At 64.4% G+C, this 26,567-nt stretch carries 26 protein-coding genes and 1 tRNA gene; 14 read left to right on the forward strand and 13 right to left on the reverse strand.

Annotated elements, in window-relative coordinates; translation table 11 throughout:
* Nucleotides 1–30 precede the first annotated feature (30 nt).
* Nucleotides 31–834, forward strand: a complete 804-nt coding sequence (locus tag RAD04_RS09930; RefSeq protein ID WP_461623615.1) for an N-formylglutamate amidohydrolase — start codon at nt 31–33, stop codon at nt 832–834.
* A gap of 3 nt (nt 835–837) precedes the next feature.
* On the opposite strand, the gene RAD04_RS09935 is transcribed toward RAD04_RS09930, so the two are convergent.
* Both RAD04_RS09935 and RAD04_RS09940 read right to left on the reverse strand, forming a co-directional pair.
* Complete coding sequence (locus tag RAD04_RS09935; protein WP_080670083.1) at nt 838–1,458, reverse strand: LysE family translocator; 621 nt, start codon at nt 1,456–1,458, stop codon at nt 838–840.
* A 257-nt stretch (nt 1,459–1,715) separates the two neighbouring features.
* Nucleotides 1,716–3,161, reverse strand: a complete 1,446-nt coding sequence (locus RAD04_RS09940; RefSeq protein WP_461623616.1) for an LVIVD repeat-containing protein — start codon at nt 3,159–3,161, stop codon at nt 1,716–1,718.
* A 116-nt stretch (nt 3,162–3,277) separates the two neighbouring features.
* On the opposite strand from RAD04_RS09940, the gene RAD04_RS09945 reads away from it, so the two are divergent.
* Genes RAD04_RS09945 through RAD04_RS09955 form a run of 3 tightly spaced genes read left to right on the forward strand, consistent with a single transcriptional unit; the run spans nt 3,278 to nt 4,564 of the window.
* Complete coding sequence (locus RAD04_RS09945; RefSeq protein WP_084809905.1) at nt 3,278–3,592, forward strand: ArsR/SmtB family transcription factor; 315 nt, start codon at nt 3,278–3,280, stop codon at nt 3,590–3,592.
* On the forward strand, nt 3,585–4,055 hold the full coding sequence (locus RAD04_RS09950; RefSeq protein WP_461623617.1) for an SRPBCC family protein: 471 nt from the start codon (nt 3,585–3,587) through the stop codon (nt 4,053–4,055). Before RAD04_RS09945 ends, RAD04_RS09950 begins: the two co-directional genes overlap by 8 nt.
* A complete protein-coding gene (locus tag RAD04_RS09955; RefSeq protein ID WP_461623618.1) occupies nt 4,052–4,564 on the forward strand; it encodes an SRPBCC family protein in 513 nt (170 codons plus the stop codon). Before RAD04_RS09950 ends, RAD04_RS09955 begins: the two co-directional genes overlap by 4 nt.
* A 191-nt stretch (nt 4,565–4,755) precedes the next feature.
* On the opposite strand, the gene RAD04_RS09960 is transcribed toward RAD04_RS09955, so the two are convergent.
* The gene (locus RAD04_RS09960) at nt 4,756–5,526 is read right to left on the reverse strand and encodes a DUF2189 domain-containing protein (RefSeq protein ID WP_461623619.1); all 771 of its coding nucleotides are present in this window, start codon (nt 5,524–5,526) and stop codon (nt 4,756–4,758) included.
* A gap of 242 nt (nt 5,527–5,768) precedes the next feature.
* Between RAD04_RS09960 and RAD04_RS09965 the strand changes: the two genes are divergently transcribed.
* Nucleotides 5,769–8,000 (forward strand): ATP-binding protein, encoded by a 2,232-nt coding sequence (locus tag RAD04_RS09965; RefSeq protein ID WP_461623620.1) that lies wholly within the window; start codon nt 5,769–5,771, stop codon nt 7,998–8,000.
* Nucleotide 8,001: 1 nt separating this feature from the next.
* On the opposite strand, the gene RAD04_RS09970 is transcribed toward RAD04_RS09965, so the two are convergent.
* The 7 genes from RAD04_RS09970 to RAD04_RS10000 form a co-directional block, all read right to left on the reverse strand.
* The gene (locus tag RAD04_RS09970) at nt 8,002–8,445 is read right to left on the reverse strand and encodes a hypothetical protein (RefSeq protein ID WP_104465320.1); all 444 of its coding nucleotides are present in this window, start codon (nt 8,443–8,445) and stop codon (nt 8,002–8,004) included.
* 2 nt (nt 8,446–8,447) lie between these two features.
* Nucleotides 8,448–8,834 carry a nuclear transport factor 2 family protein gene (locus tag RAD04_RS09975; protein WP_461623621.1) on the reverse strand — a complete coding sequence of 129 codons (387 nt, stop codon included), beginning with the start codon at nt 8,832–8,834 and terminating at the stop codon, nt 8,448–8,450.
* A gap of 80 nt (nt 8,835–8,914) precedes the next feature.
* A complete protein-coding gene (locus tag RAD04_RS09980; RefSeq protein ID WP_461616715.1) occupies nt 8,915–9,382 on the reverse strand; it encodes a MarR family winged helix-turn-helix transcriptional regulator in 468 nt (155 codons plus the stop codon).
* Nucleotides 9,383–9,425: 43 nt separating this feature from the next.
* Nucleotides 9,426–11,036, reverse strand: a complete 1,611-nt coding sequence (locus RAD04_RS09985) for an acyl-CoA synthetase (protein WP_461623622.1) — start codon at nt 11,034–11,036, stop codon at nt 9,426–9,428.
* A 157-nt stretch (nt 11,037–11,193) separates the two neighbouring features.
* On the reverse strand, nt 11,194–12,330 hold the full coding sequence (locus RAD04_RS09990) for an epoxide hydrolase family protein (protein WP_461623623.1): 1,137 nt from the start codon (nt 12,328–12,330) through the stop codon (nt 11,194–11,196).
* Nucleotides 12,331–12,557: 227 nt separating this feature from the next.
* Nucleotides 12,558–13,013, reverse strand: a complete 456-nt coding sequence (locus tag RAD04_RS09995; protein ID WP_461623624.1) for a GatB/YqeY domain-containing protein — start codon at nt 13,011–13,013, stop codon at nt 12,558–12,560.
* Nucleotides 13,014–13,064: 51 nt separating this feature from the next.
* The gene (locus tag RAD04_RS10000; RefSeq protein ID WP_461623625.1) at nt 13,065–13,775 is read right to left on the reverse strand and encodes an alpha/beta fold hydrolase; all 711 of its coding nucleotides are present in this window, start codon (nt 13,773–13,775) and stop codon (nt 13,065–13,067) included.
* 146 nt (nt 13,776–13,921) lie between these two features.
* Between RAD04_RS10000 and carA the strand changes: the two genes are divergently transcribed.
* Together carA and RAD04_RS10010 are read left to right on the forward strand one after the other, a co-directional pair.
* Entirely contained in the window at nt 13,922–15,112 is a 1,191-nt protein-coding gene (gene carA, locus RAD04_RS10005) for a glutamine-hydrolyzing carbamoyl-phosphate synthase small subunit (protein WP_461623626.1), read from the forward strand.
* A gap of 174 nt (nt 15,113–15,286) precedes the next feature.
* Nucleotides 15,287–15,808 (forward strand): hypothetical protein, encoded by a 522-nt coding sequence (locus RAD04_RS10010; protein ID WP_461623627.1) that lies wholly within the window; start codon nt 15,287–15,289, stop codon nt 15,806–15,808.
* A 116-nt stretch (nt 15,809–15,924) separates the two neighbouring features.
* Here RAD04_RS10010 and RAD04_RS10015 read toward each other — a convergent pair whose 3' ends face one another.
* Nucleotides 15,925–16,449 carry a Dps family protein gene (locus RAD04_RS10015; RefSeq protein ID WP_018318252.1) on the reverse strand — a complete coding sequence of 175 codons (525 nt, stop codon included), beginning with the start codon at nt 16,447–16,449 and terminating at the stop codon, nt 15,925–15,927.
* A gap of 114 nt (nt 16,450–16,563) precedes the next feature.
* On the opposite strand from RAD04_RS10015, the gene RAD04_RS10020 reads away from it, so the two are divergent.
* Together RAD04_RS10020 and RAD04_RS10025 are read left to right on the forward strand one after the other, a co-directional pair.
* Nucleotides 16,564–17,265 (forward strand): class I SAM-dependent methyltransferase, encoded by a 702-nt coding sequence (locus RAD04_RS10020; RefSeq protein WP_461623628.1) that lies wholly within the window; start codon nt 16,564–16,566, stop codon nt 17,263–17,265.
* Nucleotides 17,266–17,319: 54 nt separating this feature from the next.
* Nucleotides 17,320–17,395, forward strand: a tRNA-OTHER gene (locus RAD04_RS10025).
* A gap of 124 nt (nt 17,396–17,519) precedes the next feature.
* Here the strand turns inward: RAD04_RS10025 and RAD04_RS10030 are convergent.
* A complete protein-coding gene (locus RAD04_RS10030; protein WP_461623629.1) occupies nt 17,520–17,891 on the reverse strand; it encodes an ArsR/SmtB family transcription factor in 372 nt (123 codons plus the stop codon).
* A 113-nt stretch (nt 17,892–18,004) separates the two neighbouring features.
* Here RAD04_RS10030 and RAD04_RS10035 point away from each other — a divergent pair, with 113 nt between their 5' ends.
* The 3 genes from RAD04_RS10035 (at nt 18,005) to greA (ending at nt 23,477) form a co-directional block, all read left to right on the forward strand.
* Nucleotides 18,005–19,174, forward strand: a complete 1,170-nt coding sequence (locus RAD04_RS10035; protein WP_461623630.1) for an MFS transporter — start codon at nt 18,005–18,007, stop codon at nt 19,172–19,174.
* A 142-nt stretch (nt 19,175–19,316) separates the two neighbouring features.
* Nucleotides 19,317–22,781, forward strand: coding sequence for a carbamoyl-phosphate synthase large subunit (carB, locus tag RAD04_RS10040; RefSeq protein ID WP_461623631.1), 3,465 nt, complete (start codon nt 19,317–19,319; stop codon nt 22,779–22,781).
* Nucleotides 22,782–23,003: 222 nt separating this feature from the next.
* Complete coding sequence (gene greA / locus RAD04_RS10045) at nt 23,004–23,477, forward strand: transcription elongation factor GreA (protein WP_018643807.1); 474 nt, start codon at nt 23,004–23,006, stop codon at nt 23,475–23,477.
* A 310-nt stretch (nt 23,478–23,787) separates the two neighbouring features.
* On the opposite strand, the gene RAD04_RS10050 is transcribed toward greA, so the two are convergent.
* Nucleotides 23,788–24,267 (reverse strand): Lrp/AsnC family transcriptional regulator, encoded by a 480-nt coding sequence (locus RAD04_RS10050; protein WP_461623632.1) that lies wholly within the window; start codon nt 24,265–24,267, stop codon nt 23,788–23,790.
* 266 nt (nt 24,268–24,533) lie between these two features.
* Between RAD04_RS10050 and trxB the strand changes: the two genes are divergently transcribed.
* Both trxB and RAD04_RS10060 read left to right on the forward strand, forming a co-directional pair.
* Nucleotides 24,534–25,499 carry a thioredoxin-disulfide reductase gene (gene trxB / locus RAD04_RS10055; protein WP_461623633.1) on the forward strand — a complete coding sequence of 322 codons (966 nt, stop codon included), beginning with the start codon at nt 24,534–24,536 and terminating at the stop codon, nt 25,497–25,499.
* Nucleotides 25,500–25,504: 5 nt separating this feature from the next.
* Complete coding sequence (locus RAD04_RS10060) at nt 25,505–26,428, forward strand: LysR family transcriptional regulator (protein WP_026201990.1); 924 nt, start codon at nt 25,505–25,507, stop codon at nt 26,426–26,428.
* Nucleotides 26,429–26,567: the final 139 nt, after the last annotated feature.

The raw sequence follows: 26,567 nt of genomic DNA on the forward strand, positions 1-26,567 counted from the left end.
AGACACGTAATCGTTTCATAGGCAATCAGGATGGATCTGCACACGGCCGAGGCCGCCGATCAACTGCTCGGCGAGGGCGATATTTTGCCCGTGCATGAGGTGAATGCCGAAGGGACTTCGCCCTTTCTGCTCACCTCGGATCATTACGGACGGGTGCTGCCGCATGCGCTCGGCGATCTCGGTGTTACTGAGGCCGAGCTTGTCAGGCACATCGCCTGGGACATCGGCATCGCCGGCGTCGCCGACCGCCTAGCCAAGATGCTCGACGCGCACCTGATCGCGCAGCGCTATTCGCGGCTCGTGATCGACTGCAACCGCCCGCCGGCCGCGGTGAGCTCGATCCCCGTGATCTCCGAGGCGACCGCGATCCCGCGCAACGAAGGGATTTCGGAGGGCGAGCGCGAGGCACGGCGGCGCGGGATTTTCGAGCCCTATCATGATCGCATCGATGCCGCGATCGACGCCCGCCTGCACGACAAGCGGCCGACGGTGCTGGTGTCGCTGCACAGCTTCACGCCCGTCTATGCCGGCGTCGCGCGGCCCTGGCACATCGCCGCGCTCTACAACCGCGACACCGTGCTGCCGCAGCTGCTGTTGAAACATCTGCGCAGCGAAGGCGAACTCGTCGTCGGCGACAACGAGCCTTACGCGGTCAGCGACCTCACCGACTACACCATCCCCGTCCACGGCGAAGGGCGCGGCCTCGTCAACACCGGCATCGAGATCCGGCAGGATCTGATCGCCGACCACGCGGGCCAGCAGCAATGGGCCGAACGGCTGGCGCGGATCCTTGCCGAGGTCGAGATGGAGCTGAAGGCGGAGCTGCTGGTGTAAGCCTCACTTCGCCCTGGTCAGCGCCAGCCAGATGCCGCCGCCGATCATGAAGCCGCCGGAGATGCGCGACATCATCCGCGTGCGGCGGGCCGAGAAGAATTTTCGCGCGCGGCCTGCGGCGATGGCGTAGAGCGCATCGGTCACCACGGCGGTGACCATGAAGGTCGCGCCCAGCAGCGCGACTTGCGGAAAGTGCGGCTGGTTCATGTCCATGAACTGCGGGATGAAGGCGCCGAAGAACACCAGCACCTTCGGGTTCGACAGCAGCACCAGAAAACCCTGCAGGAAGAAGCCGCCGCGCGGCGGCGGAGGCGGTGTGTCGACATCGACGCCCTCGACCGGCGCCCAGATCAGCTTGATGCCGAGCCAGACGAGATAAGCGGCGCCCGCAAAGCGCACCCAGTCGAACCAGTAGCCCATGGTCGCCATCAGCGAGGTCAGGCCGACCGCGACGATGCCGATGACGATGGCAAGGCCGGCCTGCGCGCCGGCCACGTTGGTCAGCGCGGCACGCGTGCCGTGGCGCAGGCCGTTGGCGATGACGAGGGTGACGATCGGCCCCGGCAGCAGCGCCAGCGCAATGCAGGCGGCGACGAAGGCGAAATAGGCTTGCATGGACATCATGGGGGAGACTCGGCTGATGGCGGCTTGTGGGTATTAATGCACGGGATGAGCGCAGAGGGAAGTGAGATGAGCGCAAGGTACGCGCTCAACCGGCAGCGTCATCCTCCGCGAAAGCGGGGATCCAGTACGCCGCAGCTTCTCCGTATCCCACCAGCGTCTCTGGAATACTGGGTCCCCCGCCTTCGCGGGGGACGACAGCGTAGAAGGTGGAAGCCGGCGTACCAACATCGACGCCGACATCGCTCCTCGCCGCACCGTCAGTTCTTCGGCAGGCCGGCGGCATTGCGCGCCGGGCCGGTCAGCTCCAGGATATGCAGGCCGGTATTGGCGCGGTCGACGATGTAGATGTAGCCGCGATCATCCGTCTCGACATTGTTGGTCTGGATCGCGACCTTGCAGCGCTCGCCGCCCTCGATCGGGATGCAGCGCTTGTCGGTCGCAGCCGTGATCGACGGAATGAAGTAGCCGACTTCCTTCGGGTGATAGGGATCGCGGATGTCGAGCGCGCGTACGCCGGCATTGAAGAAGGCGATGAAGGCCATCTTCTTGTAATAGACCGGCGCCATGCTCTCGTTGGAGGAATGCGAGCCGAACCGCCCGCCGCGCTGACAGAACTGCCCGCTCGCCTCCGGCACGGTGTAGCTCGAGATCATCATCGGCCGCGTCTCGGTGGTGACGTCGGCGAACCACACCATCTGCCGCGCCTCGCCGCATTCGTTGAGGATCGCTTCATTCACGATCATGACGATGTCGCGGGTCTTGCCGTCCTTGTCCTCGGCGAATTCGGCGATCGGCATATCGAGCATCGGAAACGTCGTATGCGCGCCGTTGAAGGCCGACATCGGCATGCGCGAAATCTCGGGATAGCGCAGATTGTCCGGCGTCGGCTCTTTCGGCCCGTTCAGGAGCTTGTCGCGATCGACGATCTGCAAAATGCCGCCCTTGTTGGTGCCGTAACCGAAATAGACGCGGTTGCCATCGGGCCCGGTCGAGATCGGCCCGTGCAATTCGGTCGGCACCGCGCCGGTCGAACCGGGCTCCTGACCGGGCAGACCGAAGTCGCGGATCTTCTGCGGATGCGCGGGATCGGAGAGATCGTAGATCTGCGTCATGCGCCGCGTGCGCCAGTCCGGCGCGCCCGAGACGAGATAGGCAATGCCGGTGTCGCATTCCCACCAGCTCTTGTGGGTGTCCTTCAGGCCGCCGATGCGCGTGATGAGCACTGGGCTCGCGGGATCAGTGACGTTCCATATCTCATGCGCCTCGCCGCCGAACGTCCGCAGCATGTAGACCGCGTTGGGATCACCCTTCGGCAAGGTCTTGCCATCGCAGACCCGCACCATCTGCGCGCCGCCGGATTCGTACTTGCCCTCCTGCCCCGGCAGATGCCGCAGATATTTCGGACGCGCGGGATCGGTGACGTCAACGATCGAGGTTCCGTTCGGCTCGGCCTTGCCCGTCATCGGATTGACGGGCGCGGGCACATCATCAGTGCCGCCGTGATGGCCGATATAGGCGATCCAGCGATCGCCCTGGTGATGGATGGTCGGCTGATAGGCGCTGCGGGCCTGGAGATCGTTGCTGCCGACGAGCTTCATGTTGGACGCTTCAGGCGGCGCGCCGATGGTCTGCTTCTGCGCCTGGGCCGCGGTGCTGCACGCTAAAAGGACGAGGACGGCAACAAGTGAAACGCGACGGAACATCAACGTCCTCCCGGAACCAATCTGTGTCGGCTGAGCCTCGAGGCTAGCACGGCCGATTGCGCACGCCAAAGACTCCATCTTGACATGCAACCATTTGGTTGCATATTATCGGTGCCATGGACGAGGTCTTCAAAGCGCTCGCCGATGCGTCACGACGGTCGCTGCTCGATAGGCTTCACGCCAGGAACGGCCAGACGCTGAACGAGCTCTGCGAGGGCCTTGCGATGACGCGGCAGGCCGTGACCAAGCACCTTGTCATTCTGGAAGAGGCCAATCTGGTCACCACCATCAGGCATGGCCGCGAGAAGCTGCACTATCTCAACCCGGTGCCGATCCATCAGATCGGCGAACGCTGGATCAAAAAATTCGAGCGCGGCAAGCTCGCCGCACTCAGCGAGTTGAAACGCCAGTTGGAGAAGCGCGATGAGTAAGCCGGAGTTCGTCTACGTGACCTATATCGAGACCACGCCGGAAAAGCTGTGGGAAGCGCTGACGTCGAGCGAATTCACCAGGCAGTACTGGTTCGGCGCCGAGGTCCGCTCCGACTGGAAGGTCGGCTCGCCCTTTGCGCTCACGCTCGACGGCGAAGTCACCGATTCCGGCGAGATCCTGGAATCCGATCCGCCGCGCCGCCTGTCCTACAGCTTCAAGCACCAGAAATTCGAAGAGCTGCGCGGCGAGCCGACCTCACGCGTCGTCTTCACCATCGAACCGTTCGGCGCGCTCGTGCGTTTGACCGTGTTACATGACGGCTTCGTCGAGGGCGGCAAATATCTCGGCGCCGTCTCCAATGGCTGGCCGGCGATCCTGTCCGGGCTCAAGAGCCTGCTGGAGAGGGGCAAAGTCCTCGCCATCCCGCGCACGGCGCTCAACAAGGGATTCGACCCAAAATGAACCTCGATCAATTCAAGCCGCTGACGGTCTACACCATCTACATCGCCTCGACGCCGGAGAAGGTGTGGGAGGCGCTGACCTCGGCCGAGTTCAGCAAGCAGTATTTCTCCGGCTTTGCGGTGGAGATGGAGCCGAAGCTCGGCGGCAGTTTCATCGTGCACGCACCCGACGGCTCCGAACACATCCGCGGCGAAGTGTTCGAATACGATCCGTCGAGGAGGCTCACGGTGAGCTGGAACGTCAATTGGCCCGACCTCGTGGAAAAGCTCGGCACCACCATTGTCACCTACGAGATCGAGCCAGCCGGCGAAGCCGTTCGCCTCACCTTGAGCCAACGCCACGACCGCGAGCTCAGCGACGATATTCTTTCCGGCGGCCGCACCGGCTGGCCCGCGATCCTCTCCGGATTGAAGAGCCTGCTGGAGACAGGCAAGGCGCCGCAGATCGAGATGTCCCCGCCGGTGAGATTGCTGGAAGCGCTGAAGGCGATGGGGATCAAGACCCCGTAAGTGAGACGGGGTCTGTCTCCGCGAACTCGGTATCGTAGGGTGGGCAAAGGCGCACTTGCGCCGTGCCCACGACCGAGTCGACAACGCAACAGACGCGTGGGCACGCTTCCGCCTTCGCTCTGCGAGCTACGGCGGACAAGTCGCTTTGGCCACCCTACGGCACTGCCAAAGGGCAAAAGGAAAGCAACTAGCTACACCGGCACCACCAGCCGCCGGTAGAGATGCCAGGTCGCATGCCCGAGCACGGGCAGTGTCACGATCAGCCCGAGAAAGTAAGGCAGCGCCGAGACGATCAGCAGCATCACGATCACGGCGGCCCATGTGATCATCGGCAGCGGGCTCGTCACCACCGCGCGCACGCTCGTCACCATCGCCGTGACGAAATCGACCTCGCGGTCGAGCAGCAGCGGAAACGACACCACGGTCAGCGAGAACAGGATCAGCGACAGCACCGCACCGACCGCATTGCCGATGCCGAGGAACAGCAGGCCTTCATTCGTGGTCAGCACCACGGTCATGAATTCCTGAAGGCTCGAGAACGAAGCGTGCAGGCCGAGCAGCAGCGCGATCAAAAGCCGCACCTGGTACATCCAGATCACGAACACGAACAGCGTGACGAACGCCATCCAGCCGATCTCGCTGCGCGCGCGCACGGCCGACCAGATCGCGCTGAAGGAGACCGGCTCGCCGCGCTCGCGGCGGCGGCTGACCTCATAGAGCCCGATCGCCACGAACGGCCCGATCAACGCGAAGCCTGCCGCAAGGGGATAGACGAGATAGACCATACCGAAGGCGGTGAGGCACAGCATGATGGCGATCCCGCCGGCGGCGTAGAGCGTGCCGAAGCAGAGACCGTAGAACGGCAGCGCCTGGAAATCGCGCAGACCCTCGACCAGCGCCTCGGCGATATCGGTCGCCGCGACGCGACGTACCACCGGATCGACCTTGCCGGAGATGGACATCAGCTCCCTCCACACATCGACGCGATCTTTCGTCGCGCGCATGCTGCGATACTAGCGCCGCCGCGCGCAGGCGCAACTTGATGCGAGCCGGCGCGAAGAGCAGCGGCGAGGTAACAATGCTCGCGGTGTGAAATCCTTCACCATCGGTGCGATTTTCGCGCCAATGCTATGGACTGGGCAGACGATCGTCCGCAAATTGTACCTCCGAGCAGATGCGCGCCTGAGAGCGGACCGCCCCACCGATGAGCCTGCGTACCCGGTTACTGATCCTCGTCATCGCCGCCATGCTGGTGCCGGCGATCCTGGTCGGGCTGCGCTTTGTGCAGAACCGGGCCAGCGAGATCGACGCGGCGCTGGCCAATCTGGCCGCATCCGCCGACGACATCGCGAGCGATCTGAACGAGAAGATCCAGGGCACCGCCCAGCTCCACTACGGTCTGGCCCGCGCCCGCGACCTCGACACGCGCGACAAGGCGGCGTGCTCGGCGTTTCTGTCGGAAGTGCGCGAGGAATACCCGCAGTTCACGGGCATCTTGACCATCGATCCCGACGGCAGCCTGTTCTGCGACTCGCTTCGGACCAACCGCACCCTCGACCTGAACGACCGCGGCTATTTCAAACAGGTCAAGGGTCTTCAAGGCGTCGTTGCCGCGGAGCCGGTGTTCGGCCGCCTCACCGGGCTATCGGTGCTCCAGATCGCCTATCCCGTGCGATCGGAGACGGGCGCGCTTAAGTTCGTGCTGCTCGCGTCCTTCAACCTGAACAAATTCGCGGAATTTCACGACAAGCGGCTGCTCGCCGAGAAGGACATCCTGTTCGTCGACGCCAAAGGTACGGTCCTGGTCGCCCCCAAGGGCGGCGGCTGGAGCGAGCCCGTCGGCGGGACCATTGCGGGCTCCGATCTGTTCCGCTTTGCCGCAGCGCCCGATGGCGAGCCATTTCGGGAGGTCACCGACCGCGGGGGCCGCACGCAGATCTGGGGCGTTGCCCGCTCGCCCTCGATGCGCAAGGCCGGCCTCACCATCATGGTCGGACGCTCCAAGGACGGACTGGTCGCGGCGGCGAATCGCCGGCTTTACGAGGACATGGCGATTCTCGCGGTGGCCTTGCTGCTGCTCCTGGCCGGCTTATGGATCCTCACGACCGTGAGCATCGGCCGCCAGGTCGGGCGGCTCGCCACCATGGCGAAGAGGCTCGGGCGCGGCGATCTCAGCGCGCGCATTCCGGAGCCCCATCCGGGCGGCGAGCTCGGCGGATTGATGACCCTGCTCAACGGCACCGCCCAATCGCTGCAGCAGCAGCGCGCCGCGATCGCGGATCTCAACCAGAAGCTCAGCCAATCCCAGAAGATGGAAGCCATGGGCCAGCTCACTGGCGGCGTGGCGCATGACTTCAACAATCTCCTGACTGTCATTCTCGGCAACTCGGAGCATCTCGCCGACAGGCTTGCGGGAAACAAGGAATTGCACCGCATCGCCGGCGACATCGCGACCGCCGCCGAGCGCGGCTCTGACCTGACGCGGAGCCTGCTCGCCTTCGCGCGCAAGCAGCCGCTGCGGCCGAGAGAGATCGACATCGCCGAGAAGGTGCTCGGCATGGAGCAGCTTCTGCGTCGGACGCTGGGCGAGCACATCGAGTGCCGCTTCGCGTTCGATCGGGATTTATGGCCGACCAGCGTCGATCCCGGCCAGCTGACGACGGCCCTGCTCAACCTCGTACTCAACGCGCGCGACGCGATGCCGGAGGGCGGCAAGCTGACGGTCGAGGTCCATAACAGCTCGCTCGCCGAATCCGACCTCGACGTCAACGGCGAGCCGCGGCCCGGCGACTATGTGATGGTGGCCGTCACCGATACCGGCAGCGGCATGAGCGCCGAGGTGGTCAGCCGCGCGTTCGAGCCGTTCTTCACGACCAAGGAGGTCGGCAAGGGAACCGGCCTCGGCCTGAGCATGGTCTACGGATTTGCACAACAGTCCGGCGGACTTGTGCAGATGCAGTCCGAGCCGGGACGAGGCAGTGTCGTCAGGCTATTCTTTCCCCGTCTCGCAACACCACCAGGCGAGGACCTGCGCCCAGCGGAAGCGACGGTCACACAAGCGGGACACGAGACCATTCTCCTCGTCGAAGACGACGACATGGTGCGGGCCTATGTCGAGAACGAGCTCAGGACGCTGGGCTACCGGGTCATCGCCACGTCGAACGGACCCGCAGCGCTGGAGGTGCTGCGCCAGCCCGGGGACATCCAGTTGCTGTTCACCGACGTCGTCATGCCCGGCGGCATGTTCGGGCCGGAGCTTGCGAGGCAGGCAACCGAGCTGCGGCCTGATCTCAAGGTGCTCTTCACCTCCGGTTACAGCCAGACGCCCGTCAAGACACCGGACGGGGTCGGTGACGCCCGCATTCTGACCAAGCCGTTCCGGCGAAAGGATCTTGCGGCGATGCTGCGGGCCGCGCTCTCGGAGCCGTCGCGGTAGATCAGGACGCTATCGCGAGCTGGAGCGCCACTGCGAGATTGGCCGCGAACAGGCCCGCGTCGATGACAAAGATCCGGAGCATCGGACCCTTCAACACCGGCCAGTAGGCGACCCCGACGCGTCCGCCACGCATCAGCACCGGGAGGTTATAGGCGAACTGGCTGAAATGGCAGGCCGAAAAGAACAGGAACAGCGTGAGCTGCGCCTCGACCGGCTGGAAGAAGAGCGGACGCGCAACCAGAAGGTAGAACGACAACAACCCTATCGGCAGGTTCATCCCGCCCAGGAACGCAACGCTGGCCGCCAGGGTCGGCGCGATCGGATTGCTGCGCTCTTCCCTCGGCAGCAAGATCTTCAGCGTGTTGGCCTGCGCAATGCTGAACTGGATGAAGGCGCCGCCGAACCACAGCGTGTTGAGGAGCAGGACGATATCCGAAAGGCGCATGGTCATTTTCCGTAAAAGGCTTCGCTGCGCACGACGCGCCCCGTATCGTCGAAATCCATGAACTCGCTGGCGCGCGTGTCGCCGAGCTGCCACCACACCGTCAGGCGCGCGATGGTGTCGTCCCAGCTCCAGCTCAGGATCTTCAGGTCCGCGCCTTCGATGTGGCCATAGGCTTTGCGCCAATAGCTGCGGATATTCTCGATGCCGGCGACGACAGGAGAACCGGTCAGCGTCAGCGCCAGAGGGCTGCGCATCTGCGCATTCTCGGCAAAATGCGCGACGACCGCGTCTATATCGACCTTGCACCAGTTCGCGCACCATGCCGCGACGAAGCGTTCGGCGGCCGCGCGAGTCATCTTCTGCGCGCTCAATGGAGTCTGTCCGCTCATGACACGGGCCCTCCCCGGCCTGTTGCCAGGACAGTGGCAAAGCCCGCCTCTCATGTCAACTACATTGACTTTAAGAACCGTCAATTGTTGTCGGCGATCGTCCCCATGACCGCCATCCATGCCGCCGCCCCGGATGCGCCGACGCGATCGAACGCCTCGCGCAAAACCTTGCGCTCGTGGTCCGAGGCCCGTTGCTCGATGCGCTGCCCGGCGGACGTCAGGCGCAGCAGCTTCGAGCGATGCTGCTCGGGCGAGCGCTTCGACGTCACCAGCTTGCGCTCCAGCAGCAGACTGAGCGGCCGGCTCAAGGCCTGCTTGGAAATGCCGAGGACCTCGAGCAGCGAGCCGATCGCAATATCGGGCCGCCGCGCCACCACGTAGAGAATGCGATGATGCGGACGCGACAGGCCCTGCTTTGCGAGATATTCGTCCGCTTCCAGCGTCATGCCGCGCCAGCCGTAATACATGAGCTCCAGCGCCGCATCGAGATCGTGCAGCTTGTCGAGCGAGGCGCGGTGAAGTCCCGCGGCTTGAGACGTCTTGGCCATGGTCGGAAGTCAGCCCTTGTAAGAAGTCAGCCCTTTTAAGAAATCAGCCCTTGGCCCGCAGCTCGCGCCGCAGCACCTTGCCCGTCGCCGTCATCGGCAGCGTCTCGGCGAATTCGACGAAGCGCGGATATTCATGGGCGGCGAGCTGCACCTTGACGAACTCCTGGATCTCGCGCGCCAGCGCGTCGGTGCCGGTAAAGCCCGGACGCAGCACGATCCAGGCCTTGATCGATTCGGTGCGGATCGGATCGGGGATGCCGACCACCGCGGCCATCGCCACCGAGGGATGCTTCATCAGCGTGTGCTCGATCTCGGAGGGACCGACGCGATAGCCGGCGGTGGTGATGACGTCGTCCTCGCGGCTGACATACCAGAAATAGCCATCCTCGTCCTGCACGCCGAGATCGCCGGTGAGCAGGAATTCGCCGGCATATTTCTTCGCCGTCGCCTCCGGATTTCGCCAATATTCGAGCATGGTGACGGGGCATGGCTGGCGCACGCCGATGATGCCGCGCTGGCCGCGCGGTAACTCCTCGCCCTTGTCGTTGACGATGCGGACGTCGAAGCCCGGCGTCGCCTTGCCCATCGAACCCGGGCGGATCGGAAACAGGTTGGAGTTGCTGCCGATCACGAGATTGCACTCGGTCTGGCCGAACACCTCATGCGCGTCGATGCCGAAGGTCTCGCGCACCCAGCCGAGCAGCTCGCCGCCGAGCGATTCCCCGCCGGTGAATATGCTGCGGAGCTTGACGCCCGCGTGCTTCACCCCGGCCTGCCGCATCAGCTTGAGCGCAGTCGGCGGCAGGAAGACGTTGCGGACGCCGAGATCGGCCATCATCTGCATCGCCGCCTGCGGCTCGAATTTGCGCGCGCGGTGCCCGACCAGAGGAATGCCGTGATACCAGAATGCGAGCAGGCCGTTGACGAGGCCGCCGATCCAGGCCCAGTCCGCTGGCGTCCACATGAGATCGCCGGGGCGCGGCAGGAAGTTGTGGCACATCTCGACATTGGGGAGATGGCCTAGCACGACGCGGTGCCCATGCAGCGCGCCTTTGGGATTTCCTGTCGTGCCCGAGGTGTAGATGATCAGCGCGGGATCGTCGGCGGCGGTGTCGACGGTCGCAAAGTCCTCGGACGCGGTTTCGATCGCCGGCCAGAATGGCTTTGCGCCGGCGTGGACGGCGCCGCTCGTGATGTAGATGTCCTGCAAATAGGGCAGCCGCTCGCGGATCTTCGTGAGCTTCTCCCAGCCCGCCTCATCAGTGATGATTGCCCTCGCCTGTGAATTCGACAGGCGGAATTCCAGCGCGTCCTCGCCGAACAGGGCGAACAGCGGGATCGAGACCAGGCCGGAGCGGAACGCCGCCATATGCGCGATCGGCAGCGCCAGCGATTGCGACAGGAACACCGCGACGCGATCGCCGCGCGAAAGCCCATCGCCCTTCAGCACATTGGCAAAGCGGCGCGACATGTCCGCGACCTCGTCGAAGGAGGTCCGCGTGGTGGCGCCGTTCTCGTCGACATAGATCAGCGCGAGCCGGCCGGTGCCGTCGGCATGCCGATCGCAGCACGCTTCCGCCATGTTGAAGCGCGCCGGGATGTCCCAGCGGAAGTTGCGAGTGAGTTCGTCGTAGGTCTTGGCTTCGGTCAGCATGGGCTTGGATCGTTTCCGTCAGTCTCGGTCATGGCCGGGCAAAAGCGCGAAGCGCGTCTTCGTGATCAAGTCCCGGCCATCCACGTTCTTCTTACTTCACCGCCAGTCTAAGGCCGTGGATGCCCGGGACAAGCCCGGGCATGACGGAGAGTGCACTTCACCTTACCGTCGCAAAGAACTTCCCGACATCGCGCACGAACAGCTCCGGCTGCTCGAACGCGGCGAAATGGCCGCCCCTCTCCATCTCGCTCCAATGCGTGATGTCATGGAAGTTCGGTTCCATCCAGCGCCGCACCGGCGTGATGATCTCCTTGGGGAACGCGGCGACGCCCGTCGGCACCTTGACGACAGGCGTGGTGCGGCGCTTGCCAAAACTTTCCCAGTAGAGCCGTGCCGAGGAGGTCGCCGTCTCCGTCACCCAATACAGCATGACGTTGTCGAGCAGCTCGTCTCGGGTGAAGATGTTCTCGGGATGGCCGTTGCAATCGGTCCAGGCCGAGAATTTTTCCAGAATCCAGGCCGCCTGTCCGCTCGGCGAATCCGTGAGGCCATAACCGAGCGTCTGCGGGCGCGTCGATTGCTGCTTGGAATAGCCGGAGTCGAGATCGACGTAGTGCTTGAGGCCGGCGAGCGCCCGCTTCTCCTCCGCTGTCGGCTCGCCCTCGACCTTCGGCGCTGCGTTGAAGGCCAGCGTGATGTGAATGCCGGCGCAGTGCGCCGCATCCTGCGCACCGAGCGAGGCCGTCACCGCCGAGCCCCAGTCGCCGCCTTGCGCGCCGTAGCGGGCATAGCCCAGCCGCTCCATCAGCTGCGCCCAGGTCGCGGCGATGCGATCGACGCCCCATCCGGTCGCCTTCGGCTTGGCGGAGAAGCCGAAGCCCGGCAGCGAAGGACAGACGACGTGAAACGCGTCCGCGGGATTGCCGCCATGCGCGATGGGATCGGTGAGCGGCGCGATCACCTTCTGGAATTCAACGATCGAGCCCGGCCAGCCATGGGTGATGATCAGCGGCAGCGCGTTTGGTTCTTTCGAGCGCACATGCAGGAAATGAATGTCGAGCCCGTCGATCTCGGTGGTGAACTGATCGAAGCGGTTGAGCTTTGCCTCGCGGGCCCGCCAGTCGTACTCGCTCGCCCAGTAGGCACAGACCTCTCGGATCCATTGCAACGGCGCGCCCTGGCTCCAGTCGTCGACGAGCTCGGCCTCCGGCCAGCGCGTGCGGGCGAGGCGAGACTTGAGATCGGAGAGGATGTCGTCGCTGATGGCGATGCGGAACGGTTTGATGGCGGTCATCGGGCCTCCCGATTTTTCTTATCGAGAGAGAGTAGACCGGATCGCAGCCGCAACAAAGGTGCCCCTTCTCCCCTGGAGGGGAGGATGGGTTCGCATGAAGCGAAGCGGCATGCGAACCGAGGTGGGGTGACAGTCTTTCCGCGGAAGCGCTGCCCGAGCGGAGAGATCACCCCACCCCGCTCGCGCTTCGCGCGATCGACCCTCCCCCTCCAGGGGAGGGTAAGCGGCTAGCCTGACAGCGCGGCCTTCACCAAGCCGGACGCCTTGCCGAAATCCATCTGTCCCGCGTACTTCGCGCGCAAGACCGCGATCACCTTGCCCATGTCCTTCATGCCGGCAGCGCCGGTCTCGCCGATCGCATCCGCGATCGCCTTCTTCACCTCGTCGTCGGCCATCTGCTTCGGCAGATACGCCGAGATCACCGCGATCTCGTCGCGCTCCTGGGCCGCGAGCTCGGCGCGGCCGCCTTTTTCGTAGAGCTCGACCGACTCCTGCCGCTGCTTGATCATCTTCTGAAAGACGCCGAGCAGATCGGCGTCGGACAACGGCGGCTTGCCCTGCCCGCGCGCGTCGATGTCGGCGTTCTTGATGGTCGAATTGACCATGCGCAGCGTGGACAGCTTGCGCTCGTCCTTGGCCTTCATGGCCTCCTTGACCGCATTGTTGATGTCGTCGCGCAACATGATCGTGATCCCTTCGAATATCTGACGCCTGATCTAGGCCGTTCGCGGCCCCTAGACAACCTCGGTTCCGAGCCATTCGGTCAGGGCCCGCATTGTCGCTCCCGGCTGCTCGGCTTGCGGCAAGTGCCCGCAGCGATCGAGGACTTTGAGCTTTGCGCCGGCGATGCCCTCGGCCATCTCCTTCGAGAGCGCATTCGGGATGGTGTTGTCGGCATCGCCCGTCAACACCAGCGTCGGGCATTTGATGGCTGCAAGCGTCGGGCGCGAATCCACCCGTGCGATGATCGCGGTCTGCTGCCGCAGATAGCCCTCGACACCGACATCCTCGTCCTGCGCATGGACGAGCTTGAGAATATCGGCATCATTGCGCCGCGACGGATGCACCAGCTCCGGAAAACTCTCCTCGCGGACGGCGCGGAGCTCGCCGCGCCCGGCGCGCTCCATCAGGCCGCGGCGGCGCGCGGTCGCCTCCGGCGTGTCGGGTCGCGCCTGGGTGTTGATCAACGCGAGCTTGACCACCCGCTCGGGCGCCTGGCGCATGATCTCGAACGCGATGTAGCCGCCCATGGAATGGCCCGCGAGCGCGAAGCGCGGCGGGGCCTCGCTCAGCACGCAGGCGGCGATCGCCGCCATGCTGTCGTCGCGGATATGGTTGGCAACCATGACCGGGCCGAAGCGCCAGAGCGCCGGGATGACAGGGGCATAGATCCGGGCCGAGGAGGCCAGCCCCGGAACCAACAGAATCGGGGTGGTCTGGTCCATTATTGCCTCGCAAGCCCGGGAATTTGCCGGAAATTGTGCGGCCAAGCTTAGGAGCCCGAGACGGGCTGTCAAATATGCAAAAACGCATGTGAATCGGCGCATCTGCGCTTTGACGGGGGCGTCCGGCAGGCTTATGAAACGCGCTCATGACACAACATGACAACGATCCCGCCTGGCCGGACCATAAACCGACCGCGCTCCTCGTGCTCGCCGATGGCACGGTGCTCGAAGGCTTTGGTCTCGGCGCCGAAGGCCACGCCGTTGGTGAAGTCTGCTTCAACACCGCGATGACCGGCTATGAGGAGATCCTCACCGATCCCTCCTATGCCGGCCAGCTCATTACCTTCACCTTCCCGCATATCGGCAATGTCGGTACCAACGAGGAAGACATCGAGACGGTGAACATGGCGGCAACGCCGGGCGCCCGCGGCGTGATCCTGCGCACCGCGATCACCGATCCCTCGAATTACCGCGCCACCAAGCATCTCGACCAGTGGCTGAAGGCGCGCGGCATCATCGGCCTCTCCGGCATCGACACCCGTGCGCTGACCGCGCTGATCCGCAGCAAGGGCATGCCCAACGCCGTGATCGCGCATGCGAAAAACGGCGAGTTCGACCTGCATGGGTTGAAGGAAGAGGCGCGCGAATGGCCCGGCCTCGAGGGCATGGACCTTGTGCCGATGGTCACAAGCGGCCAGCGCTTCACCTGGGACGAGACGCCATGGCTGTGGGACAAGGGCTTTGGCCGCCAGGACAAGGTGGAGTTCAACGTCGTCGCCATCGACTACGGCATCAAGCGCAACATCCTGCGCCTGCTCGCCGGCGTCGGCTGCAAGGTGACGGTGGTGCCGGCGACGACCTCGTCCGAAGACATTCTGGCGATGAAGCCGGACGGCGTGTTCCTGTCGAACGGTCCGGGCGATCCGGCCGCCACCGGCAAATATGCCGTGCCTGTGATCCGGGACGTCATCAAGTCCGGCACCCCGACCTTCGGTATTTGCCTTGGCCACCAGATGCTCGGCCTCGCCGTCGGCGCGAAGACGAAGAAGATGCATCAGGGCCATCACGGCGCCAACCACCCCGTGAAGGACGAGACCACCGGCAAGGTCGAGATCACCTCGATGAACCACGGCTTTGCGGTGGACGAGACCACGCTGCCGAAGGGCGCCACGCAGACCCACATCTCGCTGTTCGACGGATCCAATTGCGGCATCCAGCTCGACGGCAAGCCGGTGTTCTCAGTGCAGTACCACCCGGAAGCATCGCCCGGCCCGCGCGACTCGCACTATCTGTTCCAGCGTTTTGCGGATCTGATGCGGCAGAAGAAGAGCGCGTAAGACGCGCGCTCTCATGCCCTGCTGAACCGGGGCCCACCACTCGCGGCTCTCTGGCTCCCGGCTCTGCGCCGCAGCGTTGCACGCTGCAGCGCGTCCCGGGACAGGTGACCTGTTGAGGAACACCTCCACACGATAGAATGTTGTCCCGCTGTCTTTTGCAGCCGGAGCCCCGCCATGTCCGTCGTCCGCGACAAGGCCGAGCCGCTCGCCATCGTGTTCGAAGATGACGGGCTCGTGCCAAACAACATCCTTCCGTTTCTGGTCTACCAGGGTGCGGTGAAGCTCGACCCGAAGCAGCCGGAAGAGACCATCGAGAACCTGTTCGAAGCGAACGGCTGGGGCGGGACGTGGCGCAACGGTGTCTACGATTATCTGCATTATCACGCGACGGTGCATGAGGTGCTCGGCGTGGCGCGTGGTAGTGCCCGCGTCCGGTTCGGCGGCGACCATGGCCAGGAGCTCGAGATCAAGGCGGGTGATGTCGCGATCCTGCCGGCCGGCACCGGACATCAACGCATCAGGGCGAGCGACGATTTCTGCGTGATCGGGGCCTATCCGCCGGGCAGCAAGATGGAGATCACGCGCGCGACGCCGGAGAACCACGCCAAGGCGCTGAAGACGATTCCAGAGGTCGCACTGCCGCCGGCCGATCCGGTGACGGGCAAGGATGGGGCGTTGATGCGGTTGTGGCGGTAGACAAAAGGGAAGGTGCGTAGGGTGGATTAGCGAAGCGTAATCCAACCACGTCTGTCTCCGCTGAAACAGGAGAGGTGGGTTACGCCTGCGGCTAACCCACCCTACGGCAGAGCGTCCTACGCCTCGTTGCCGCCTTCCTGCCGCGTCGCTTCGAACAGGAACCACGTCCGGCGCTCGGTCTCGTCGATGAACACTTCCAAAATGCTGGCGCTGGCGACATCGCCGGCGTCGTCGCAGACCTCGTGCGCTTTGCGCATGGCGGCCGCGACGTGCTTGTTGTCCTGCATCAGTTCGCGCAGCATCTCGCGCGGCGGGACATAGTCCTCGTTGTTGTCCTTGATGGTCTGGAGCTTTGCGACCTGGCCGATCGACTTCAGCGTGGTGCCGCCGATCTTGCGGACGCGCTCGGCGAGCTGATCGGTGGTGGCGAAGATCTGGTCGGACTGCTCGTCGAGCAGCAGATGATAGTCGCGGAAGTGCCGGCCGCTGATGTGCCAGTGGAAATTCTTGGTCTTCAGATACAGCGCGAAGGCGTCGGCCAAAAGCACGTTGAGCGCCTCCGAAACCTTCTTGACCCCGTCGGGCGACAGGTCGGTGGGGGTATCGAGATCGGGCGAGACCTTGTTGTTGGTTTTGCTCACGGGAAGCCTTCCTGTTAGGACGCGGACATTGACGGCGCGCCGTCGCACCCCTAACGCAAGGCGGGCAGCGCCGGTTCCTTGACGGGAACCGTTTGGCCGGGACCATCGAATACCATGGACGATTGGATCGATTATTACGACTCGACGCATACGATCTATGTCAGCAAGCTGCATCGCGACTTGCACTTCCAGATCATCGCGCGGGACATCATCGGCTACATCCCCTCGCCGGACGCGACGGTGCTGGACTATGCCTGCGGCGAGGCGCTGTCGGCGAGCCAGGTGGCTGCTAGCTGCGGCCAGCTGATCCTCGCCGAGCCCGCGCCGGGCGTGCGCGGCCGGCTGATCGCGCGGTTTGCCCCGAACACCAGGATCCGCGTCCGCTCGCTCGACGATGTCCGCAAGATGCAGGACCAGTCGATCGACCTCGTCGTGATGAACTCAGTCGCGCAATACATGGCGCCGGACGAGCTCGATGCCGCGCTCCTCACCATCCGCCGCATCCTGAAGCCCTCCGGCAAGCTGGTGCTGGGGGACATCCTCCAGCCCAATGTCGGCATGTTCAGGGACGTCATGGCGCTGCTCGGCTTCGGCCTGCGCCACGGTTTCTTGAAAGACGCGCTGATCGGGCTGATCAGCACCGCGCTGTCCGACTACCGTCATCTGCGCACGCGCATCGGGCTCCAGCGCTACAGCGAGGAGGAGGTCACCGCCAAGCTGAGAGCGGCCGGGTTCGCGGTCCAGCGCGCCCACACCAATATCGGCCATAATCGCTGGCGCATGACCTTCATCGCGCGTCCCCCACTGGTTCGTTAAGCATAACAATTAGCCGTTGTAGCTTGTCGCACTGCAATCGGTAATGATCGCCGCGGCCCGGTGGCGGAAGCGTCTACGCGAGGGCGGTGCAACGCTCTACATCCTGGTTCAAATCCAGGCCGGGTCTCCACGCTTCGCCCCTGCGGGGCTACGCGTGGCGCAGCCACGCAAGACCCGCAAGGGCGAAGCGTGTCCGGCGTAGCTGGAGCGAAGCGGAAGCGAAGACGGACGAGGTCTCGCAGCTCGCCCCAACCTCAATCCGCCGCAACCACTTCACCCTCGGGCAACAACTGAAGCCGCTCGGCATCCTTGCTTGCGGAACTGATCACGGCATCGAGCAGGCCGGGAAAACGCGCGTCCAGATCCTCGCGGCGCAGCCGCATGAAGCGGTTGGTGCCGGCCACGCGCGTCTGCATCAGGCCGCATTCGCGCAGCTTGGCGAAGTGGTAGGCGAGGTTGGACTTGCCCGCGAGCCCGTTGAAGTCGCCGCAGCAGAGCTCGCTGCTGACACGTTCCTGCTGGGCAAGCTGGTAGACGATGGCGAGCCGGATCGGATCGCTCAGGCAATCCAGCACCATCGGCAACTCGATCTGCTCGCGGGTCGGGTGGAGAGGTGTGCGGCTCATGACCCGTGAATGATAGCGAAGCGGCCGCGATGTTCAATAGTTCTTGAACCAATTGACTTACAAACCAACGCATTCAATAGTTCAATAAACGTTGAACATAGGGATATCGTCCAATGAGCGTGTTCTGGCTGGCCCTGGCGGCCTTTGCGATCGGCACCGAAGGCTTTGTTATCGCAGGTCTTTTGCCCGGCATCGCCGCCGATTTGCAGATTTCGGTCTCCGCCGCCGGCCAATTGGTCACGGCCTACGCCCTCACCTATGCCGTGGGCTCGCCGATCCTGGCCGTCGCGCTGAACAATATCGACCGCCGAACCGTACTGGCCCTGGCGCTGGCGACCTTCATCGCCGGAAATCTCGCCGCGATGGTGGCTTCCAGCTACGCCCTGCTGCTGGCCTCGCGGATGCTGATGGCGCTGGGCTCCGGGCTTTGCATGCCGACGGCGCTCGCGGTGTCCGTGGCGGTCGCCTCGCCCGAACGGCGCGGCCGAGCGGTGGCGCTGGTCACGTCGGGCCTGACGGTCGCGACCGTCATTGGCGTTCCCCTCGGCAACCTCGTCGGCAGCCTGCTCGGCTGGCGCGCGACCTTTGCCATGGTCGCCTTGATCGGCACTGTTGCGCTCGCCGGCCTTCTGCTCGGCCTGCCCCGCGGCCTGCCACGCAACACAGCCTCGCTCGGCGAACGGCTGGCGGTGGCGCGTCACAGCACTGTCCTGCTCGCGCTCGTGATCACGATCCTATGGGCGCTCGGCGGCTTCACCGTGTTCACCTATTTCGCGGTTCCGCTGCGCGGCCTCGGCTTCGATGCGTCGCAAATCAGCCTTGCGTTGCTGGTGTTTGGCGGCGCGGCCGCGATCGGGAACATGTTCGGCGGCCTACTTGCCGACCGGCTCGGTACGCTCGCCACCGTGGGCCTCGGGCTCGCCGGCATGGCCGCTGCGCTGATCCTGCACTCAGTGGTCCTGAAGCTGATGCCGGGCCAGGCGCACTATGCGGTGCTGGGCACGATCTTTCTCTGGGGCATCTCGGGCTGGGCATTCTACCCGGCCCAGGTCGCCAGCATCATCCGGATCGAGCCGCAGGCCTCGATGATCGCGCTCTCGCTCAACGCCTCCGCCATGTATCTCGGCTTCGCCATCGGCGGGGCGCTCGGAGGGGCGGTGCTGGCGACCCTCTCGCCGAACGACCTCGGCTGGATCGGTGGAATGAGCGTTGCGGCCTCACTTCTGGTGCATCTCGCCCGTGGTTGGCAGGCTAGGCCAAAACCCGTCAAAATTGCCGGTTGATGGGCGTTTTTCGGGGTTTCGCCGCCCCGGAATCTGGTCTAAGACCCACCCGCGCGCGAGGGAGACCACCGCGCTCTCGGCCAAAGGGACGCGCAGGAGCGCGCCCTTTTTTTGTGCCCAAATTCCAGTCCGGCGAGAGTTGATGCCCAAACGTACAGACATCACCACCATCCTGATCATCGGCGCCGGTCCCATCGTGATCGGCCAGGCCTGCGAGTTCGACTATTCGGGCACCCAGGCGGTGAAGACGTTGAAGGAAGAGGGCTATCGCATCGTCCTCGTCAATTCCAACCCGGCCACCATCATGACCGACCCGGAATTGGCCGATGCGACCTATATCGAGCCGATCACGCCCGAGATCGTCGCCAAGATCATCGAGAAGGAACGTCACGTCATTCCCGGCGGCTTCGCGCTGCTGCCGACCATGGGTGGACAGACCGCGCTGAACTGCGCGCTGTCGCTGCGCCAGCAGGGTACGCTGGAGAAGTTCGACGTCGAGATGATCGGCGCCACCGCCGACGCGATCGACAAGGCCGAGGATCGCCAGCTTTTCCGCGAGGCCATGACCAAGATCGGTCTCGAGACGCCGAAGTCGCGGCTCGCCAATGCCTCCGCCCTGAAGAAGTCCTTCCGCGACAAGCGTCAGGCTGAACGCGAAAAGCTCTCGGGCGCGGCGCTCGAAGAGCACGATCGGCAGTGGACGCTGGGCGAGAGCGAGCGCCGCAAGCGCTACCAGGAATACGCCTTTGGCCAGGCCATGATGGCGCTGTCCGAGATCGGCCTGCCCGCGATCATCCGCCCCTCCTTCACGATGGGCGGCACCGGCGGCGGCATCGCCTACAACAAGGAAGAGTTCCTCGACATCATCGAGCGCGGCCTCGATGCGTCTCCAACCAACGAAGTGCTGATCGAAGAATCCGTGCTCGGCTGGAAAGAGTACGAGATGGAGGTGGTGCGCGACAAGAAGGACAATTGCATCATCGTCTGCTCGATCGAGAACCTCGATCCGATGGGCGTGCACACCGGCGATTCCATCACGGTGGCGCCGGCGCTGACGCTGACCGACAAGGAATACCAGATCATGCGCGACGCCTCGCTAGCGGTGCTGCGCGAGATCGGGGTGGAGACCGGCGGCTCCAACGTGCAGTTCGGCGTCAATCCCGAGGACGGCCGCATGGTCGTCATCGAGATGAACCCGCGCGTGTCGCGCTCATCCGCTCTGGCTTCGAAGGCCACCGGCTTTCCGATCGCCAAGGTCGCGGCCAAGCTTGCGGTCGGCTACACGCTCGACGAGATCGCCAACGACATCACCGGCGGCGCCACGCCGGCCTCGTTCGAGCCGACCATCGACTACGTCGTCACCAAGGTGCCGCGCTTCGCCTTCGAGAAATTCCCCGGCGCCTCCACCACGCTGACCACGTCGATGAAGTCGGTCGGCGAAGTCATGGCGATCGGCCGCACCTTCCAGGAAAGCCTCCAGAAGGCGCTGCGCGGGCTCGAGACCGGACTGACCGGCCTCGACGAGATCGAGATCGAAGGTCTCGGCCGCGACGACGACAAGAATGCGATCCGCGCCGCGCTCGGCACGCCGACGCCGAACCGGCTGCTCCAGGTCGCCCAGGCGATGCGGCTCGGCTGGTCGAACGAGGAGATATTCAACTCCTGCAAGATCGACCCGTGGTTCCTCAGCGAGATGCGCGGCATCGTCGACATGGAGGAGAAGGTCCGCAAGAACGGCCTGCCGGGCAATGCCTTCGGCATGCGCACGCTCAAGGCCATGGGCTTCTCCGATGCGCGGCTCGCGGTGCTCGCCGAGACGACGGAGGCCGAGGTCACCGCGAAGCGCCACGCGCTCGACGTTCGTCCGGTGTACAAGCGCATCGACACCTGCGCGGCCGAATTCGCATCGCCGACCGCCTATATGTATTCGACCTATGAGGCGCTGTTCGCGGGCGCGCCGGCGGACGAGAGCACGCCGTCCGACAAGAAGAAGGTCATCATTCTCGGCGGCGGACCGAACCGCATCGGCCAGGGCATCGAGTTCGACTATTGCTGCTGTCACGCCTGCTTCGCGCTGCACGATGCCGGCTACGAATCCATCATGGTCAACTGCAACCCGGAGACGGTGTCGACCGACTACGACACCGCCGACCGGCTCTATTTCGAGCCGCTCACCGCCGAGGACGTGCTGGAGATCATCGCCAAGGAGCGCACCAACGGCACGCTGCACGGCGTGATCGTGCAGTTCGGCGGCCAGACCCCGCTGAAGCTCGCGCGCGCCCTGGAAGCCGCCGAAGTGCCGATCCTCGGCACCTCGCCTGATGCCATCGACCTTGCCGAAGACCGCGACCGCTTCAAGCGCGTGCTCGACAAGCTCCGTCTCAAGCAGCCGAAGAACGGCATCGCCTATTCGGTCGAGCAGGCAAGGCTCGTCTCCGCCGATCTCGGCCTGCCGCTGGTGGTGCGCCCGTCCTACGTGCTCGGCGGCCGCGCGATGCAGATCATCCGCGAGGAGAACCAGCTCAACGATTACCTGCTCGGCACGCTGCCGGAGCTGGTGCCGGCGGACGTCAAGGCGCGCTATCCGAACGACAAGACCGGGCAGATCAACACCGTGCTCGGCAAGAACCCGCTGCTGTTCGACCGTTATCTCTCGGACGCAATCGAGATCGACGTCGACTGCCTCTGCGACGGCAAGGACACCTTCATCGTCGGCATCATGGAGCACATCGAGGAAGCCGGCATCCATTCCGGCGACAGCGCCTGCTCGCTACCGGCGCACTCGCTCGAGCCTGAGATGATCGAGGAGCTGGAGCGGCAGACCCGCGAGCTCGCGCTCGGCCTCGACGTCGTCGGCCTGATGAACGTGCAGTACGCCATCAAGGACGGCGAGATCTACGTGCTAGAGGTCAATCCGCGCGCCTCGCGCACCGTGCCCTTCGTCGCCAAGGTGGTCGGAACGCCGGTCGCGAAGATAGCCGCGCGCATCATGGCAGGCGAGAAGCTCGCCGATTTCAAGCTGAAGAAGGCAAAGCTCAAGCACGTCGGCGTCAAGGAATCGGTCTTCCCGTTCGCGCGCTTCCCCGGCGTCGACACGGTGCTCGGCCCCGAGATGCGCTCGACCGGCGAGGTCATGGGCATCGACCGCAATTTCGAGGTCGCCTTCGCCAAGAGCCAGCTCGGCGGCGGCACGCGAGTACCACGCAAGGGCACGGTGTTCGTCTCGGTGCGCGAGAGCGACAAGACGCGCATCGCCGAGGCGGTCCGCGAACTGCATTCGCTCGGCTTCAAGGTGCTGGCGACCTCGGGCACCCAGCGCTTCCTGACCGACCAAGGCATCCCGACCGAGAAGGTGAACAAGGTGCTGGAGGGCCGGCCGCACATCGTCGACGCCATCACCAATGGCGACGTCCAGCTCGTCTTCAACACTACCGAAGGCCCGCAGGCGCTCGCCGACAGCCGTTCGCTGCGGCGCGCGGCCCTCTTGCATAAAGTGCCGTATTACACCACTCTTTCCGGGGCCGTGGCGGCCGCGCAGGGCATCCGCGCCTATCTCGGCGGGGACCTTGAGGTTCGTACCCTGCAGAGCTACTTTTCGGAAACCTGATCGCGAGCGGAAGGCCGAGCCTTTAGGGTTAAGCCATCCGCTAAGTGATTGGCAATGAAGCCACAATGGCCGGAGGAACTGTCCGGCCATGGTGGTTGTTCTGTTCCGGCGCCAGCCCACATAACGTTCCGGTGGCCGCGTGTTCAGCGCCGGGAATACCGACGAATCAAGGTTGCCGCGCCCGCTGTTGTAGGGGCGCGGGATCGAAGGACGAGAGAAGAGATGGAAAAGGTTCCGATGACCCAGGCCGGCTTTGTCGCGCTCGGGGAAGAATTGAAGAAGCGCCAGTCCGAGGATCGTCCGCGGATCATCGAGCATATTGCCGAGGCGCGCTCGCACGGAGACCTGTCGGAGAACGCGGAATATCATGCCGCGAAGGAAGAGCAGTCCCACAACGAAGGCCGCATCGCCGAGCTCGAGGACAAGCTCGCGCGCGCCGACATCATCGACATCTCGAAACTGTCCGGCGACACCATCAAGTTCGGCGCCACCGTGACCTTGGTCGACGAGGACACCGAGAAGAAGACGGTGTGGCAGATCGTCGGCGAGGTCGAGGCCGACGCCAAGAAGGGCCGCATCTCCATCACCTCACCGCTGGCCCGCGCACTGATCGGCAAGAAGAAGGGTTCGACCGTCGAGGTCAACGCCCCCGGCGGCGCCAAGGCGTATGAAATTACCAAGGTGGAATGGCGGTAAGCATTTGCCGCTGCGGTGACGTTTGAAAAAAGGCCGCGCTCAGCGCGGCCTTTTTGTTTCGGCGTGGTGCTTGCGCTCAATGAACACATGCCTTGACCACACGTCATTGCGAGCGTGGAGCAACAGCATACACCGCTCTCGTGTCCCGGACGCGCTGCAACGCCCTTAGCGTTGCTGCGCAGAGCCGGGACCCAGAAAGCAACACGGGAAGGCGCGGTGAGATGGGCCCCGGCTCTGCAGCGCACCGCACCGGACGATGCTTCGCATCGCCGGGAGCGCTGCGCTGCGTCCGGGGCACGAGACCGGAGAGCTACCTCCGCCCCTTCACGTCCAGCGGCACCGCCGCCTCGTATTTCGAATTGTGCAGCACCAGTGACGTTCGCACGTTGCGCACATGCGGCGCGGCGGTGAGGTGGGTGACGAAATCCTGGAAGGTCGCCATGTCGGGGGCGACGCATTTGAGGATGAAATCGACCTCGCCCGACAGCATCCAGCATTCGCGCACCAGAGGCTCGGCGCGGACGAACTCCTCGAAGGCGCGTAAATCCGCCTCGGCCTGGCTGGACAGGTGCACGGCGGCGAACACGGTGACGTCGAAGCCGAGCTTGCGGGCGTCCAGCAGGCCGCGATAGCCGTGGATATAGCCCTCCTCCTCCAGCGCCCGGACGCGGCGCAGGCAGGGCGGCGGCGAGATGCCGACTCGCTTGGCCAGCTCGACATTCGTGATTCGACCGTCGGCCTGAATCTCGGAGAGAATTTTCAGGTCGATGTCGTCTAGGTTCCACGACACTTGATTGGAACTCCTGGCCTTTGCGGCTTTATTGGTGGGTTTGCCGCAATCCTCATAGCCCAGTCCACACGGCTAGCGCAATTTTATTGCGCGTGCACCGCAATCGACTTTTGTTCCTTGTTGGAAAAATCCGCCGAGAGGGAATGCAATTCTTGCATAGCTCACCAGAAGGCTTAGATTAGCTCTGATATTTCAGCGTCTCCGCGAGGCCTCCCGGCATGTTCCGCGCCCGCGCTGCGAATCCCCCGTGAAAGGCGTCCGTCAATATGTCCGCCCCTGTCCATGCAAAGGTCGTCATTATCGGCTCCGGCCCCGCCGGCTACACGGCGGCGATCTACGCCGCGCGCGCGATGCTCGAGCCGATCCTGATCCAGGGCATCCAGCCGGGCGGCCAGCTCACCATCACCACCGACGTCGAGAACTATCCCGGCTTCGCCGACGTGATCCAGGGCCCCTGGCTGATGGAGCAGATGGAGAAGCAGGCCGTCCATGTCGGCACCAAGATCATTTCCGACCTGGTGATCAAGCTCGACAGCTCGCAGCGGCCGTTCCGCCTCACCTGCGACTCCGGCGACGTCTATCTCGCCGACGCCGTGATCCTGGCCACCGGCGCGCAGGCGCGCTGGCTTGGGTTGCCGTCCGAATTAAAGTTCCAGGGCGGCGGCGTGTCGGCCTGCGCCACCTGCGACGGCTTCTTCTATCGCAACAAGGAGGTCGTGGTGGTCGGCGGTGGCAACACCGCGGTCGAGGAAGCCCTGTACCTCACCAACCATGCCTCGCAGGTCACCATCGTGCATCGCCGCGACCATTTCCGCGCCGAGCGCATCCTGCAGGAGCGCCTATTCAAGCACCCGAAGATCAGGGTGATCTGGGACAGCGCCGTCGATGAGATCTGCGGCACCGAGAACCCGAACAAGGTCACCCATGTGCGCCTGAAGAACGTCAAGACCGGCGCCCTGACGGACGTGAAGACCGACGGTGTCTTCATCGCCATCGGCCACGCGCCGGCGACCGAGCTCGTGAAAGACCAGATCAAGCTCAAACCGTCGGGCTATGTCGAGGTCGCCCCGAACTCGACCGCCACCTCGATGCCCGGCCTGTTCGCCGCCGGCGACGTCGCCGACGAGACCTATCGCCAGGCTGTCACTGCCGCCGGCCTCGGCTGCATGGCAGCTCTCGAAGCCGAACGTTTCTTGGCCCTGCGCGCCAGCGAGCGCGCGGCAGCGGAATAAAGATCATGCCCCGAACACGCGACGGATTTACGGATATGGACTGGGATAAGCTGAAGGTGTTTCACGCAGCGGCGGAAGCTGGCAGCTTCACGCATGCGGGCGAGCAGCTCGGCCTGTCGCAATCGGCGGTGTCGCGCCAGGTCTCGGCGCTGGAGCAGGAGCTTTCGGTCTCGCTGTTCCACCGCCATGCCCGCGGCCTGATCCTGACCGAGCAGGGCGATTTGCTGTTCCGCACCGCGCATGACGTGTTCATGCAGCTCCAGGCGGCGCGCGCCAAGCTGACCGACAGCCGCGAGCGGCCGAGCGGCGACCTCAAGATCACCACCACGCCCGGCGTCGGCATCAACTGGCTGATCCCGCGGCTCGGCGAGTTCACCGCGCTCTATCCGGAAATCCGGATCTCGCTGATCGTCACCGACGAGGAGCTCGACCTGTCGATGCGCGAGGCCGACGTCGCGATCCGCACCCGCAAGCCGACGCAACCGGATCTCATCCAGCGCAAGCTGTTCGCGATGGGCTTCCACGCCTATTGCTCGCCGGAATACATCAAGCGCTTCGGCACGCCGCGCACGCTGGAGGAGCTCGACTCCCACCGCATCATCACGCTCTCGGACGGCAACTTCGCGCCGCATTTGCAGAACCGCAACTGGCTGGTCGAAGCCGGCCGCAACGGCTCGGGTCCGCGCGAAGCCTATTTCAGGGTCAACAACATCCTCGGCCTGGTGCGCGCCTGTCAGCAGGGCCTCGGCATCGCGGCGCTGCCCGACTACCTCGTCGAGGAACAGAGCAAACTCGTGCAGTTGTTCGGCGAGTCGGATTCGATCCAGCTCGATACGTATTTTGTCTATCCCGAAGAGTTGAAGACGGTCGCGCGCGTGCAGGTGTTCCGCGACTTCGTGGTGAGCAAGGCGCAGCGCTGGCCTTCCTGATTTCCGCATGACTGACATGCGGCCTCGGCTGTTGCTGCATGGCGCTCGTCAAGCTCATACTGCTTGCACGCTGAGCCTTCGCGTTGCGCATTTGTCCCCCTCCTCCAGTGGCGCGGGAGTTCAGTAATCCCTCTTGGAA

The sequence above is a fragment of the Bradyrhizobium sp. 25ACV genome (assembly GCF_054863005.1).